This window comes from Amycolatopsis sp. NPDC088138 (assembly GCF_044741685.1).
In the GTDB taxonomy this organism is placed as follows: Bacteria; Actinomycetota; Actinomycetes; order Mycobacteriales; family Pseudonocardiaceae; genus Amycolatopsis.
The window spans coordinates 963,459-977,700 of the sequence record NZ_JBIUTB010000004.1 but is presented as its reverse complement, the minus strand read 5'-3'; the positions used below and the strand labels follow the sequence as shown (position 1 = coordinate 977,700).

Below are 14,242 nucleotides of genomic sequence, written 5' to 3'. Positions count from 1 at the left end.
ACACGACTCACGACTCACGACTCACGACTCACGACTCACGACTCACGACTCACGACTCACGACTCACGACTCACGACTCACGACTCACGACTCACGACTCACGGAAGTGGACCACGCGACTCGCCAACCCGACTACGTGACACAGAGCCGATCTGCGCGGCTTGCCGCCCACCGCGCCAACTCCGGTGCGGCACGGCAGTCTCAGCGGGTCTTGGCGAACCGGGCCTTCACGTTCGCTCGCCCGGCTTCCGTCAGGCGGCCGAACAGGCGCAGCCTGGCGAGACCGCCGTCCGGGTAGATGTCCAGGCGGGCTTCCGTCACCTCCGGGCCGTCCGGCAGGGCGAAGCGGTGGCGGGTGTCCGGCTGCAGGCGCGTCTTCGGCAGCAGCTCCACCCACTCTCCGTACGTGTCGCGGCCGCTGATCGAGGCCCAGCCCGGGGCGTTGCCCTTCAGGTTGCTCGTGTCCAGCTCGACAAAACGGACCGTTCCGGCGCCGGCCAGGCGGAACGTCACCCAGTCGTTGCCGTCGTCGCGGCGGCGGGCCGTCTCCCAGCCCTCGGCCTGGTGGGCCGCCAAGCCGGGCGAGAGCATGTTGTTCGGCGAGGAATAGAACATGTTGCTGCAGCCCGTCACCAGGGCACCGTTCTCCAGGGCCGCCAGGTCCAGGGCGTCGAGATCAAGCAGGTCCGGGTCCGGGATCGGGGCGCCGTGGACGCGCAGGCGGGCGACGCCGCCGTCCGGGTGCTGGGTCAGGCGTACGTGCGTGTACCTGCGGGAACCATTGACGGTGTAGAAGTTTTCCGTGTGGCCCGCCGCGGGCGCGCGGTCCACCAGGACGTCCCAGTCCGCCGACGCCAGCTCCGCCGCGCTCGGGTAGCCCGGCACCGAAGCCGCCTCGACCGAGACGAACGGCGGGTAGTTGCCCTTGAAGAACGCCGTGTCGACGATGACGCCGGTGACCGTGCCCGCCAGGCCGAGGCGCAGGATCGCCTGGTCGTCGCCCGGTTCGCGGTGGCGGCGGGTCTCCCAGCCGTCGTAGACCTGGCCCTTCGGGCCGAACGTCTCGGCGCGGTGCGCCGGCGTCCACGGGTTGACCAGGTTCTCCTTCTCGGCGAACAGCTCGTCGGTCGCCCACATCACGGTCCCGCCGAAGCGGCGTGAGGCGAGGTCGGGCAGCTCTGTCCACTCAGGACGGTCAGACAACACAGCCTCCATTTCAGCAGTTCCCCCGGGTGAGCAACTCGCCAAACGGCGCGTCGCCAGTGATTTCGGTGCCTCGCAGCCAGGTCGAGCGGACGACGCCGGCCAGCGGACGGCGGTCGTAGGCGCTCACCGGGTTGCGGTGCTTCAGTTTCGCGACGTCGACCACGAACGCCTCGTCCGGCGCGAACACGCAGAAGTCGGCGTCGTAGCCCACCGCGAGATGCCCCTTGCGGCGCATTCCCGCCTGCGCGGCCGGGTGCTCGGCCATCCAGCGGACGACGTCGGTGAGCGCGAACCCGCGCTGCCGCGCCTGCGTCCAGATCGCCGGAAGTCCCAGCTGCAGGCTCGAAATCCCGCCCCAGGCCTGACCGAAGTCGCCGCTGTCGAAGCGTTTCAGCTCCGGCGTGCACGGCGAATGGTCGCTGACGACGCAGTCGATGACGCCGTCTGCGAGCCCCTGCCACAGCAGTTCGCGATTGGCCGCTTCCCGGATCGGCGGGCAGCACTTGAACTGCGTCGCGCCGTCGCGGATCTCCTCAGCGACAAAACTCAGGTAGTGCGGGCAGGTCTCGGCGGTCAGCGCGACGCCGTCGCGGCGGGCCTCCGCCACCAGCGGCAGCGCTTCCGCGGACGACAGGTGCAGGATGTGCGCCCGCGCCGAGTTCCGGCGGGCCGCCTCGATCACGTGCGTCACGGCCAGGTTCTCCGCCGCCCGCGGTCGCGAGTGCAGAAAGTCGACATAGCGACCGCCGTGCGGCTCGGGTGCCCCGTCGATCTCGTGCGCGTCCTCGGCGTGGACGATCATCAGCGCGTCCAGGGAACTCAGCTCTCGCAACGCTTCGTCCAGCCCGGCCGGATCGAGCGGCAGGAACTCGTCGACGCCGGAGTGCAGCAGGAAGCACTTGAACCCGAAGACGCCGGCCTCGTGCAAGCCGCGCAGATCCGAGACGTTGCCGGGGATCGCGCCGCCCCAGAAACCGACGTCGACGTGCACCCGGCCGGTCGCCGCCTTCCGCTTGACCTCCAGGGCTGAGACGTCGACCGTCGGCGGCAGGCTGTTGAGCGGCATGTCCACGATCGTCGTCACGCCGCCCGCCGCGGCCGCGCGGGTCGCCGTCTCGAAGCCCTCCCACTCGGCGCGGCCGGGATCGTTGACGTGGACGTGCGTGTCGACCAATCCGGGCAGCAGCACGACGTCGTCGCCGAGTTCGACGACACGATCGCCGGACAGCTGAGCGGCACCGGGTTCGACCGCGACGATCCGGCCGCCGTCGACGCCGAGGGTCACCGGAACCTCGCCCTCGGCCGTGACGGCCCGGGCCGCGCGCACCACAAGATCCATCCGAGAACCCTTCGCCGGGAGATTTGTCACCGCCGATTTCACAGTACGGAACGACGGTTTCGCACAACGACACTAACCACGGCCTGCGCCGCTCGTCAACGACGGACGCCGCGCGTTACGGTCATCCTCGTGCGGCTTGAAGCGGAGTTCACCAGCGAACCGTTCCACGGCGAAGGTTCGCCGCCCGAGCACGCGCTCGCCGCGCGCGACGCCGCCGCGGAAGCGGGGCTGGACACCGACTTCGGGCCGCTCGGCACCCTCGCCCGCGGTGACGCGAAGGCGCTTCTCGAGGCCTTGCCCGCGATCACGCAGGCGGCGCTCGACGGTGGCGCCACCCAGGTCACGCTGCAGGTGCGCTTGGTGGGCGCCGTGGTCGACGCGGGCACGGCGGCCGAGTCGGAAGATCCGCCCGGCAGGCTGACTGGAACGAAGGTTTCCGCCGCTGAACAGCGCGATCCGGCAGGCGCCCATGCAGGCGAACCGCACACGACCAGCGGTCCGGCAGACGAACCGCACACGTCCAGTAGTCCGGCGGGCGAACCGCGCACGCGGAGCGGCCAAGCAGGCGAAGCGGCGAGCACCGACAGCGCTCCGGCGGGCGAACCGCACACGACCGGTAGCCCGGCAGGCGAACCGCACACGTCCAGCAGCCCGGCGGGCGAACCGCGCACGCAGGGCGGCCAAGCAGGCGAAGCGGCGAGCACCGACAGCGCTCCGGCGGGCGAACCGCACACGACCGGTAGCCCGGCAGGCGAACCGCGCACGCAGGGCGGCCAGGCAGGCGAAGCGGCCCGCGCCGACAGCGCTCCAGCCGTTGAGCTGAACGATGCGCTCGCCCGGCTGATCGCCGATGTCGAACGTGAACTCGGGGCCGAACTGGGTGAACTCGACCGGCCGGGAAAGCAGCGCGCGGTGCGGCTGCTGCGCGAACGTGGCGCCTTCGGCCTGCGGAAATCGGTCTCCTCGGTGGCCGACGCGCTGGGTGTCACGCGGTTCACCGTCTACAACTATCTCAACCGCGAAGCCGACTGACCAGGGCTTTCAACAAAATGTTGACGGAACTCCGGCGCCAACGTACGGTCAGCGGGACGCCACACACGAGGAGTTCCCCGTGCCGCTCACCCTCACCGACTTCAACACCGCCGACGCCGGCGACGTACGTCCGGCGCTGACGGCCTGTCTCGCCGTCCCCCGTTGGGCGGACGCGATTCTCGACCACCGGCCCTACGAAAACCTCGACGCTCTGCGAGCCGCCGCGGACCTGCCGTTGAGCAGTGACGAGATCCGCCAGGCCATGGCCGCCCACCCTCGGATCGGCGAAAAGCCGAAGCAGCAAGGGACCGAGGCCGACTGGTCCCGCAGCGAACAGTCCGGTGTGGACAACGCCGACGAGTTCGCCGCCGCGAACGCGCAGTACGAAGCCAAGTTCGGACACGTCTACCTCGTCTGCGCCAGCGGGCGCAGCGGTGACGAGCTGCTGAAGATCCTCCGCGAACGGCTCGACAACGATCCGGCGACCGAACTCGGCGTCGCCGGGCAGGAACTGCTCAAGATCGCCGCGCTGCGGCTGGCCAAGGCGGTGACGGCGTGAGCCTGGTGACGACGCACGTGCTCGACACGGCGCAAGGGCGCCCAGCAGCGGGGATCGCCGTCCGGTTCGAAACCGCCGAGGGCAAGCCGATCGCCGACGGGCGCACCGACGACGACGGCCGCATCCGCGACCTCGGCCCCGACACCCTGGAGCCCGGCGTCTACCGGCTCGTCTTCGACACCGGCGCCTACCTCGGCCCGGACGGTTTCTTCCCGGAGGTGGCCCTCACCTTCCGGATCTCCGACGGCACCGTGCACCACCACGTGCCGCTCCTGCTCAGCCCGTTCGCCTATTCGACTTACCGAGGGAGCTGAACCGTGGCCATCACCCTGGGCCCCAACCAGTACGGCAAGGCGGAGGTCCGCCTGGTGACGGTGCGCCGCGACGGCCCCGTCCACCACCTGAAGGACCTCACCGTGTCGACGTCGCTGCGCGGCGAGCTGGCCGCGACGCACCTGACCGGCGACAACGCCGGCGTGCTCGCGACCGACACGCAGAAGAACACCGTGTACGCCTTCGCAAAGGAGGCGCCGGTCGGCGAGATCGAGGACTTCGGCCTGCGCCTGGCCCGGCACTTCACCGGCTCGCAGGCCAACATCACCGGCGCCCGGATCAAGATCGACGAGCACGGCTGGGACCGCATCGCCGTCGGCGGTGCGCCGCACGACCACGCCTTCAGCCGCTCCGGCGACGAGCGGCGCACCACCGCCGTCACGGTCCAGGGCGACCGCGCGTGGGTCGTGTCCGGCATCGACGGCCTGACGCTGCTCAAGTCGACCGGTTCGGAGTTCCACGGCTTCCCGCGCGAGGAGTACACGACCCTCGCCGAGACCGACGACCGGATCCTGGCCACGGCCGTCACCGCACGGTGGCGCTACCAGGGTGACGGCATCGACTGGGCGGAGAGCCACGCCGAGATCCGGCGCCTGCTGCTGGAGACGTTCGCGACGAAGCACAGCCTGTCCCTGCAGCAGACGCTGTACGCGATGGGCCAGTCGGTGCTCGAACAGCGGTCCGAGGTCGCCGAGGTGCGGCTGTCGCTGCCAAACAAGCACCACTTCCTGGTGGACCTGAGCCCGTTCGGGCTGAAGAACGACAACGAGGTGTTCTACGCCGCCGACCGCCCGTACGGCCTGATCGAGGGCACGATCCTGCGCGACGACGCCGAGGACCCCGGCCCGGCCTGGGACATCCACTGACGAAGGCCAAAAAGCAGCCCCCGCCCTCTCCGGGGGACCGGCCCCGCTTCCAGCGTATCGGGGGCCTCTGACGGAAAGCCGGAAAAGGCGGGTTCGGGGGCGGCTTGTCCACATCACGGGCGGGGTGTGGACAAGCCGTTGTTGATAGAACGCTCTATCGAACGGCGTATCCTCGGATGCGTGGCAGGGACCAAGGAACGCATCATGGCCGCTGGCGCCGAGTTGTTCCGGCGCAACGGGTACAGCGGCACCGGGCTGAAGCAGATCGTCAGTGAGGCGAACGCGCCGTTCGGGTCGCTCTACCACTTCTTCCCCGGCGGGAAGGAGCAGCTCGGGACCGAGGTCGTCCGGGAGTCCGGGCTGGCCTACATCCAGCTGTTCGACCTGTTCATCGCCCCCGCGCCCGACCTGATCAGCGGGATCGAGGCGTTCTTCGCCGCCGGGATCGCGACGCTCGAGGCCACCGACTACGTCGAAGGCTGCCCGATCGCGACCGTCGCTCTCGAGGTCGCCAGCACCAACGAACCGCTCAGGCAGGCGACCGCCGACGTCTTCACCGCGTGGATCGAGGCCGGGACCGAGAAGTTCGCGAAGTTCGGGCTCAGCCAAGAAGCCGCCCGGACGCTCACCATCTCCGTCGTCAACAGCCTCGAAGGCGCCTTTGTGCTCTGCCGGGCACTGCGGGACACCGAGGCCATGGCCGTCGCAGGGGCGACCAGCGTGGACGTCGCGAGGCGGCTCCAGAGCGAGCAACTTTAGTCGGGAATCCAACAAGAATACTCAACATGGCGCTTGACCGCCCAGCATCGGACATCGAAGCTACGGAGTGGTCTAGTCCTCCTGCCTCAACACCGTCGTTCGGTTGGAGCCGCCATGCGCCGAATTCTCGCCGTCCTCGCCGCCGCCGTAGCCGTCATCGGGATCACCAGCCAGCCCGCGAACGCCCTGGAAAACGGGCTCGCGAGAACCCCGCCGATGGGGTGGAACACCTGGAACACCTTCGAGTGCACCATCAGCGAGACGCTCGTCAAGCAGACCACCGACCTGATGGTCAGCTCCGGGATGCGCGACCGCGGCTACACCTACGTCAACCTCGACGACTGCTGGATGACCAGGAGCCGCGACAGCGCGGGCAACCTCGTCGCCGACCCGGCGAAGTTCCCCAGCGGCCTCAAGGCCCTCGGTGACTACATCCACGCGCGCGGGATGAAGTTCGGGATCTACGAGAGCGCCGGCACCGAGACCTGCCAGCACTACCCCGGCAGCCTCGGCCACGAGCAGGCCGACGCGAACAGCTACGCGAGCTGGGGCGTCGACTACCTCAAGTACGACAACTGCGGCAGCCCGAGCGGCGAGACCCAGCAGGACTACGTCCGCCGTTACTCCGCGATGCGCGACGCGCTCAAGGCCACCGGCCGCCCGATCGCCTACAGCATCTGCGAATGGGGCAACTTCTCCCCTTCGACCTGGGCGGCGGACGTCGGCAACCTGTGGCGCACCACCGGGGACATCACCAACAACTGGGGCAGCATCGACTCGATCTACCGCCAGAACGTCGGCCTCGCGTCCGCCGCGAAGCCCGGCGCCTGGAACGACCCGGACATGCTCGAGGTCGGCGACGGCATGGACTTCCAGGAGGACCGCGCGCACTTCACGCTCTGGGCGGCGATGGCCGCGCCGCTGATCGCCGGCGCCGACCTGCGCAGCGCCAGCGTCGCCACCTTCTCGACCTACCTCAACTCGGACGTCATCGCCGTGGACCAGGACACGCTCGGCAAGCAGGCCACGCGGATCTCGTCGAGCGGCGGGCTGGACGTCCTGCGGAAGCCCCTCCAGGGCGGGGACGTCGCCGTCGTGCTGTTCAACGAGAACACCACCACGAAGACCGTCTCGACGACGGCCGCCGCGGCCGGGCTGCCCAGCGCGTCGAACTACCGGCTGACCAACCTCTGGTCGAAGGAGCTGACCACGAGCACCGGCACGATCAGCGCCAACGTGCCGTCGCACAGCACGGTGATCTACCGCGTGAAGGCCAACGCGAGCGGCTCCACCACCGGCACGGCCCACCCCTTGCAGGGCGCGTCGTCGTCACGGTGCGCCGACATCAACGGCAACGTCACGACACCCGGCACCAAGGTCGACATCTGGGACTGCGACGGCGGCTCGAACCAGTCCTGGACGTTCACCAGTGCGGGTGAGCTCAAGGCCAACGGCCTCTGCCTCGACGCCGACGGCGGCGCGACCGCGGCCGGGACCAAGCTGATCGTCTGGACCTGCCACGGCGGCACGAACCAGCAGTTCAAGCTCAACGCCGACGGCTCCATCACCGGCACGCAGTCCGGCCTGTGCGCCGACGTCACCGGCGGCGACAAGCCCGCCGGCAACGTCAACGGCGCTCAGCTCGAACTGTGGAACTGCAACGACGACGCCAACCAGAACTGGCAGCTCAAGTAGCGGTCAGGTGTTCGGGCCGCACCGGGACGCGCGTGAGCGCGAGCCCGGTCGCGGCCCGGATCGCCGCCACGATCGCCGGGGTCGACGAGATCGTCGGCGGCTCCCCCACCCCGCGCAGGCCGTACGGCGCGTGCGGGTCCGGGCGTTCCAGGACGTCGATGCTCATCGGCGGCATGTCCAGGACCGTCGGGATCAGGTAGTCGGTGAAGGAGGGGTTCCGGATCTTCCCGCCGGAGGTCTGGATCTCCTCCATCACCGCGAGCCCGAGCCCCTGCGCCGAACCGCCCTGGATCTGGCCGAGCACGGCCTGCGGGTTCAGCGCCTTGCCGACGTCCTGGGCGCAGTCCAGCGCGACCACCTTGACCAGGCCCAGCTCGACGTCGACGTCCACGACGGCCCGGTGCGCGGCGAACGCGTACTGCACGTGGGCCGTGCCCTGCCCGGTTTCCGGATCCAGCGCGGTGGTGGGCCGGTGCCGCCACTCCACCGTCTCGTCGTAGACGTCGTCGGCGAGGACGTCGCCCAGGTCGGCGAGCACCTGGCCGTCGGCCGCGACGAGCTTGCCGCCGACGATGCGCGCCTTCCGGCCGAACCGGGTCAGCAGCCGCGCCCGCACCGCCGCGCAGGCGGCCTGCACCGCGCCGCCGGTGACGTAGGTCTGCCGGGACGCCGACGTCGAGCCGCCGTTGCCGATCGAGGTGTCCATCGGCAGCACCGTCACCTGCTCGACGCCCAGCTCGGTCCGGGCGATCTGCTGCATGATCGTCACCAGGCCCTGCCCGACCTCGCAGGCCGCGGTGTGCACGGTCGCCGCGGGCTCGCCGCCGACCAGCTGCAGCCGCACGCGGGCCGTCGAGTAGTCGTCGAAGCCTTCGGAGAAGCAGACGTTCTTGATCCCGACGGCGTAGCCGACCCCGCGGACGACCCCTTCACCGTGCGTCGTGTTCGACACCCCGCCGGGCATGTGCCGCAGGTCGAACGGCCGGTCCGGCGGCATCGGCTTGGCGCGCACCAGGTCCAGCAGCTCGGCGACCGGGGCGGCCGAGTCGACGGCCTGGCCGGTCGGCATCAGCGCGCCTTCGCTCATCGCGTTGCGGACGCGGATCTCGACCGGGTCGAGGCCACAGGCCGACGCGAGCTTGTCCATCTGCGACTCGTAGCCGAACGCCGCCTGCACCGCGCCGAAGCCGCGCATCGCGCCGCACGGCGGGTTGTTCGTGTACGTGCCCCAGCAGTCGACCGCCACACTGTCCACTGTGTACGGCCCGACGCCGAGGGTGGCGGCGTTCGCGACCACCGCACCGGTCGAGGACGCGTACGCGCCGCCGTCGAGGAACAACCGCGTCCGGACGTACACGAGCCGGCCGTCGTGGGTGGCGCCGTGCTCGTAGTACATCTTCGCCGGATGGCGGTGGACGTGGCCGTAGAAGGACTCTTCGCGGTTGTAGACCATCTTCACCGGCTTGCCGGTGTGCAGGGCCAGCAGGCACGCGTGGACCTGCATCGACAGGTCCTCACGCCCGCCGAACGCTCCCCCGACCCCGCCGAGCGTCAGCCGCACCTTCTCCACCGGCAGGCCCAGCGCGGCGACGATCTGCTGCTGGTCGACGTGCAGCCACTGCGTCGCGACGTACAGGTCGACGCCGCCTTCGGTGTCCGGCACGGCCAGCCCGGACTCCGGCCCGAGGAACGCCTGGTCCTGCATGCCGACCTCGTAGACGCCGGACACGACGACGTCGGCCGTGACGTCCTGCGGCCCGCGGCGGATCTTGACGTGCCGCACGACGTTGCCGCCGTCGTGCAGCGACGGACCTTCGCCCGCGACAGCCGCTTCGGAGTCCGTCACGGGAGAGAGCTCTTCGTAGGAAACGACGATCCGCTTCATCGCGCGGCGCGCGGTCTCCGGATGATCGGCGGCGACCAGCGCGACCGGCTCGCCCTGGTACCGCACGACGTCGACCGCGAGCACCGGCTGGTCGCTGTGCTCCAGCCCGTAGTGGTTGACGCCGGGAACGTCCTCGTGCGTCAGCACCGCGTAGACCCCGGGCACCTTAAGGGCCTCGGTGATGTCGATGCCGGTGATCCGCGCGTACGGGTGCGGGCTGCGCAGGGTCACGCCCCACACCATGTCCTCGTGCCACAGGTCCGAGGAGTACGCGAACTCGCCGCGCACCTTCACCGTGCCGTCGGGACGCCGCGGCGAGGTGCCGACGCCGTTGACCGTCTGGGTGCTGACGGAAGTCGTCATCTGTCCTCCCGCAACCGGGCGCTCGCGGCCGCCAGCTCGGACGCGATGTCGGCCTCGTCCGCCTCGCGCAGAACAGCGTCCTCGACGACGGCCTTGCCGCCGACGAACAGCCGCCGCACCGGTGGTGTCGTGCCCAGGACGAGCGCCGCCACCGGGTCGGTGATGCCCGCGTAGTTCAGGCCGGTGAGGTCCCAGACCGCCAGGTCGGCGAGCTTCCCGGGCTCGATCGAGCCGAGGTCGTCCGCCCGGCCCAGGCAGCGGGCGCCGCCCATCGTGCCCATCCACAACGCCTCGCGCGTGGTCAGCCCGCGCGGTCCGCCGCGCTGGCGGGCCTGCAGCAACGCCTGGTGCAGCTCTTCGCCGAGCCCGCCGGACTCGTTGGACGCGGCCCCGTCGGCGCCGAGGCCGACCGCGACCCCCGCGTCGAGCAGGTCGCGGACCGGGGCGATGCCGGCGCCGATGCGGCCGTTGGACGTCGGGCAGTGCGCCGAGCCGGTGCCGGTCGCGCCGAAGCGGCGGATCGCGTCGGGCGCGAGGTGGATGGTGTGCGCGAGCCAGACGTCGTCGGCGAGCCAGCCGAGCTTGTCGGCGTACTCGGCGGGCGTGCAGCCGACCTCGGCGAGGCACTGCTGCTCCTCGTCGAGGGTCTCCGCGAGGTGCGTGTGGAGCCGGACGCCCTTGTCGCGGGCCAGCTCGGCCGCGCCGGACATCAGCCGTTCGGTGACCGAGAACGGCGAGCACGGGCCGACGGCGATCTGCAGGTGCGCCTCAGCCGAGTCGTCGTGGAAGCGGCCGATCGCCGCTTCGGTGCCGGCCAGCGCGTCCTCGGTCGTCTCGACGAGGTTGTCCGGCGGGAGCCCGCCGTCGGACTCGCCGCGGTCCATCGAGCCGCGCACGACGTGCAGCCGGACGCCGATCCGCTGCCGGGCCGAGGCCAGCGCCGCCACCTGGTCACCGCCGTCGCGCGGGAAGACGTAGTGGTGGTCCGCGACGGTGGTGCAGCCGGTCAGCGCCAGCCGCGCCATCCCGGCGGTGGCGGCGGCGTGCGTGATCTCCGCGTCGAGCCGGCCCCAGACCGGGTAGAGCGCGACCAGCCACTCGAAGAGCGTGTGGTCGGCGGCCATCCCGCGGGTGGCCCACTGGTAGAGGTGGTGGTGGGTGTTGATCAGGCCGGGCGTGACCAGGCAGCCCGACGCGTCGACGCGCTCGTCGAACTCGCCGGTGTAGACGCCCTCGCCCACCTCGGCGATCCGGTCGTTCTCGACCACGACGTACCCGTTGGCGTACTCCTCGCCGCTGACCGTGGCGACCGCCCCGCCGGTGATGAGTGTCCTCACGCGACCCCGCCTTTCGCCACGGCGCGCACGGCGTCGAGGATCTTCTCGTAGCCGGTGCAGCGGCAGAGGTTCCCCGCCAGCGCTTCGCGGATCTCTTCGTCGGACGGGTCGGGGACGCGGTTCAGCAGGTCGTGCGCGGCGACGACCAGGCCCGGCGTGCAGAACCCGCACTGGACCGCGCCCTGGTCCACAAAGGACTGCTGGACCGGGTCGAGGACGTCGCCGTCGGCCAGCCCTTCGACCGTGCGCACCACGCGCCCCTCGGCCTGCCCCGCGGCGACCAGGCAGGCGCAGACCGGGACGCTGTCGAGGTAGACCGTGCAGGATCCGCATTCGCCCTGCTCACAGGCGTTCTTCGAACCCGGCAGGCCGAGCCGCTCGCGCAGCACGTAGAGCAGGCTCTCCCCCTCCCAGACGTCGTCGGCCTGCCGTTTCTCGCCGTTGATCGTGACATTCAGGCGCAAACCCGCTCCCCCGTCCGGTGCTCGTCCCAGGCCCACGTCAACGTACGCCGCGCCAGCACCGACAGCGCGTGTTTGCGGTAGGCGGCGCTGCCGCGGACGTCGTCGATCGGTGACGTCGCTTCGGCCACCAGCTCGCCGAAGCGGCGCTTCAGGGAGTCGGGCAACGCGTCCGACGAGCCCCACGGAAGCTCGGCGGCGAGGAACGCCTCGGCTGCACGAGCGCGGCGTGGCGTGGGCGCGGCCGAGCCGATCGCGGCGCCGACCTCGCCGTCGCGCAGGGCCAGCGCGAAGGAGCAGACCGCGATGACCATCGCGTTGCGCGTGCCGACCTTGGCGAACTGCTGCGGCCCGGCGTGCGCGGGCAGGTGGACGGCGGTGATCAGCTCGTCGGCCGCCAGCGCGTGGCGTTTCACGCCGACGTAGAACTCCTCCGCCGGGAGGATGCGGGTCCCCCGCACGGAGGCCACCTCGACACGCGCGCCGAGGGCCAGCAGCACCGGGTGGGTGTCCCCGGCGGGCGAGGCCGCGCCGAGGTTGCCGCCGACCGTGCCGCGGTTGCGGATCTGCGGCGAGCCGACCGTGCGCGAGGCCATGGCCAGGGCGGGGACGAGTTCACCCACTTCAGCGATGACCCGCGAGTACGGGACGCCGGCGCCGAGCCGGACCGTGCCGCCCGCGTGGTCCACAGTGGACCAGTCCGCCAGCTCGCCGATCCGGGTCAGGTCCAGCAGGGCGTCCGGGCGGCGGTGGTCGAAGTTCAGCTCGACCATGACGTCGGTGCCGCCGGCGATGGGCACGGCGTCGGGACGCTCGGCTTTCAGAGCCAGGGCCTCGGCCAGCGTCGAGGGACGCAGGAACTCCACGCTTGCTCCTTCGGGAAGGGCGAATAGACCAGTAGACGCCTAACGGCCAGCGGGCGGCAACGGCACGGGACATGAAACGCACCCGAGCGAACCCCCGGGCGTTTGTGCTTTCCTACAAGCCTGATGACGACCGTGAAAACTCTGCTGGGCCTGCCGGGGCTGCGGCTGCGCCCGCGGGCCGGGGCCGACCTGCTCGACCGGCCGGTGACGCGCATCTACGTCACGGAGCTGTCCGACCCCGGACGGTATCTGTCGGCCGGTGAGCTGGTGCTTTCGGGCCTGCTCTGGTGGCGCCGGCCGGGGGACGCCGAGCCGTTCGTGGCCGCGCTGGCCCGCTCCGGCGCGGCGGCGCTGGCGGCGTCCGGGGCCGACTCGGACGGCATCCCGGACGACGTCGTCGACGCCTGCGAACGGCACCGGATCCCGCTGCTGGAAGTGCCGATCGACCTGTCGTTCTCGGTGGTCACCGAGCAGGTCGTGCTGGCGCTGGCCGCCGCGTCCGACAGCTCGCGCAAACGTTTGCAGGCGGCCGCGGACGCGCCCGTGGAGACGCTGCTGGAGCGGGCATCGACGGAACTGGGGCTGCCGTGCTGGGTGCTGTCGGGGCTGGGCCGGGTGGTCGCCGGGGCGACGCCGCTGCCGATGCCCGTCGAGGAGGTCGTCCGGCGGTACGCGGGCAAGGAGCCGGGACCGCTGACGCTGCTGCCGGTGGAGGGCGGGCACGCGGTGCCGTGGCTGATCGCCGTCGGCGGGACGCTGAGCACCGCACAGGCCGAGCTCGCTGAGGAGCTCGCGGGACTCGTCGGCGTCACGCGGGCGCGGGCGGTGCAGCCCGAAGGCGAGCTGCCCGGCGAAGTGCACGTGGTCGCGCTGCGGACCGAGGGCAGCGACGAGAGCCGGGACGTCCTGCGCGAGCTGCTGCCCGGCGCGCTCCTGCTCGAGTCCGCCGGGGAGACCTCGTACGCGGCGACCGGGCGGTGGCCCGCCGAGGCCGCGACAGAGCTGTCCACTGTGGAGCCTTTGCTGCGGGCGAAGCGGATCCTTTGCGGCGTCAGCGATCCCGCTCCGCGAGACGAAGCGCGAGAAGCCGCGCGGTACACACTGGAAGTGGCGGCCCGGCGCACTGGCTGCGTCACCGTGGTGCCGGCGAACGAGGTGGACGCACACACGCTGCTGCTCGCCGGCGCTCCCGCCGGGGTGCGGGCCGCGCTGCGACGGCGGGTCCTCGGACCACTGCTGGACTACGACGCCGAGCAGCACACCGACCTCGTGCACACCGTCCGGGTGTTTCTCGAGTGCTCGGGATCGCCGACGCGGGCGGCGAAGGCCTTGCACGTCCACGTCAACACGCTGCGCTACCGCATCGGCCGGGCCGGCGAGCTGCTCGGCGCGGACCTCACCGAGTTCACCGACCAGCTCGACGTCTACCTGGCGTTGCGCGCGGGAGACCCACCGGGATGAGCACCGGGAGCGGTTCGCCGGGGCCCCGCGGACGTTGAGCCACGCGGCCCGGGACGCCCTGCCGAAGCCGCGCTGAACGG

Annotated in this window: 12 protein-coding genes and 1 pseudogene; 7 read left to right on the top strand and 6 right to left on the bottom strand. The window is 71.1% G+C overall.

All coding sequences use genetic code 11. From position 1 onward, the window contains the following. Nucleotides 1–201 precede the first annotated feature (201 nt). Complete coding sequence (alc, locus tag ACIOD2_RS25265; protein WP_400542541.1) at nt 202–1,215, bottom strand: allantoicase; 1,014 nt, start codon at nt 1,213–1,215, stop codon at nt 202–204. A 1-nt stretch (nt 1,216) separates the two neighbouring features. Next, nucleotides 1,217–2,545, bottom strand: a complete 1,329-nt coding sequence (gene allB / locus ACIOD2_RS25260; protein WP_400542538.1) for an allantoinase AllB — start codon at nt 2,543–2,545, stop codon at nt 1,217–1,219. Between the two features lie 795 nt (nt 2,546–3,340). On the opposite strand from allB, the pseudogene ACIOD2_RS25255 reads away from it, so the two are divergent. The 6 genes and pseudogenes from ACIOD2_RS25255 to ACIOD2_RS25230 all read left to right on the top strand — a co-directional run. Continuing rightward, nucleotides 3,341–3,577 (top strand): annotated as a pseudogene (locus tag ACIOD2_RS25255) (helix-turn-helix domain-containing protein); the annotation flags it as partial. A 79-nt stretch (nt 3,578–3,656) separates the two neighbouring features. After that, on the top strand, nt 3,657–4,136 hold the full coding sequence (uraD, locus tag ACIOD2_RS25250) for a 2-oxo-4-hydroxy-4-carboxy-5-ureidoimidazoline decarboxylase (protein ID WP_400542535.1): 480 nt from the start codon (nt 3,657–3,659) through the stop codon (nt 4,134–4,136). Beyond that, complete coding sequence (uraH, locus tag ACIOD2_RS25245; protein ID WP_400542532.1) at nt 4,133–4,450, top strand: hydroxyisourate hydrolase; 318 nt, start codon at nt 4,133–4,135, stop codon at nt 4,448–4,450. Before uraD ends, uraH begins: the two co-directional genes overlap by 4 nt. Nucleotides 4,451–4,453: 3 nt before the next feature. Continuing rightward, nucleotides 4,454–5,335 carry a factor-independent urate hydroxylase gene (gene pucL, locus ACIOD2_RS25240; RefSeq protein ID WP_400542529.1) on the top strand — a complete coding sequence of 294 codons (882 nt, stop codon included), beginning with the start codon at nt 4,454–4,456 and terminating at the stop codon, nt 5,333–5,335. 204 nt (nt 5,336–5,539) lie between these two features. Next, nucleotides 5,540–6,094 carry a TetR/AcrR family transcriptional regulator gene (locus ACIOD2_RS25235; protein ID WP_400543250.1) on the top strand — a complete coding sequence of 185 codons (555 nt, stop codon included), beginning with the start codon at nt 5,540–5,542 and terminating at the stop codon, nt 6,092–6,094. Nucleotides 6,095–6,208: 114 nt separating this feature from the next. Then, nucleotides 6,209–7,789, top strand: a complete 1,581-nt coding sequence (locus ACIOD2_RS25230) for a glycoside hydrolase family 27 protein (RefSeq protein ID WP_400542526.1) — start codon at nt 6,209–6,211, stop codon at nt 7,787–7,789. Here the strand turns inward: ACIOD2_RS25230 and pucD are convergent. From pucD to ACIOD2_RS25210, 4 genes are read right to left on the bottom strand one after another with little or no spacing between them, the layout of a single operon-like run. Next, nucleotides 7,782–10,037 carry a xanthine dehydrogenase subunit D gene (gene pucD, locus ACIOD2_RS25225; protein ID WP_400542523.1) on the bottom strand — a complete coding sequence of 752 codons (2,256 nt, stop codon included), beginning with the start codon at nt 10,035–10,037 and terminating at the stop codon, nt 7,782–7,784. The genes ACIOD2_RS25230 and pucD overlap by 8 nt on opposite strands. Continuing rightward, nucleotides 10,034–11,374: an 8-oxoguanine deaminase gene (locus tag ACIOD2_RS25220; protein ID WP_400542520.1), complete on the bottom strand. Its 1,341-nt coding sequence runs from the start codon at nt 11,372–11,374 to the stop codon at nt 10,034–10,036. Before ACIOD2_RS25220 ends, pucD begins: the two co-directional genes overlap by 4 nt. Then, nucleotides 11,371–11,838 carry a (2Fe-2S)-binding protein gene (locus ACIOD2_RS25215; RefSeq protein ID WP_400542517.1) on the bottom strand — a complete coding sequence of 156 codons (468 nt, stop codon included), beginning with the start codon at nt 11,836–11,838 and terminating at the stop codon, nt 11,371–11,373. The genes ACIOD2_RS25220 and ACIOD2_RS25215 overlap by 4 nt, the downstream gene beginning before the upstream one ends. Then, on the bottom strand, nt 11,829–12,701 hold the full coding sequence (locus ACIOD2_RS25210) for an FAD binding domain-containing protein (RefSeq protein WP_400542514.1): 873 nt from the start codon (nt 12,699–12,701) through the stop codon (nt 11,829–11,831). Before ACIOD2_RS25210 ends, ACIOD2_RS25215 begins: the two co-directional genes overlap by 10 nt. A 123-nt stretch (nt 12,702–12,824) precedes the next feature. On the opposite strand from ACIOD2_RS25210, the gene ACIOD2_RS25205 reads away from it, so the two are divergent. Next, nucleotides 12,825–14,162 carry a PucR family transcriptional regulator gene (locus ACIOD2_RS25205; RefSeq protein WP_400542511.1) on the top strand — a complete coding sequence of 446 codons (1,338 nt, stop codon included), beginning with the start codon at nt 12,825–12,827 and terminating at the stop codon, nt 14,160–14,162. Nucleotides 14,163–14,242 lie beyond the last annotated feature (80 nt).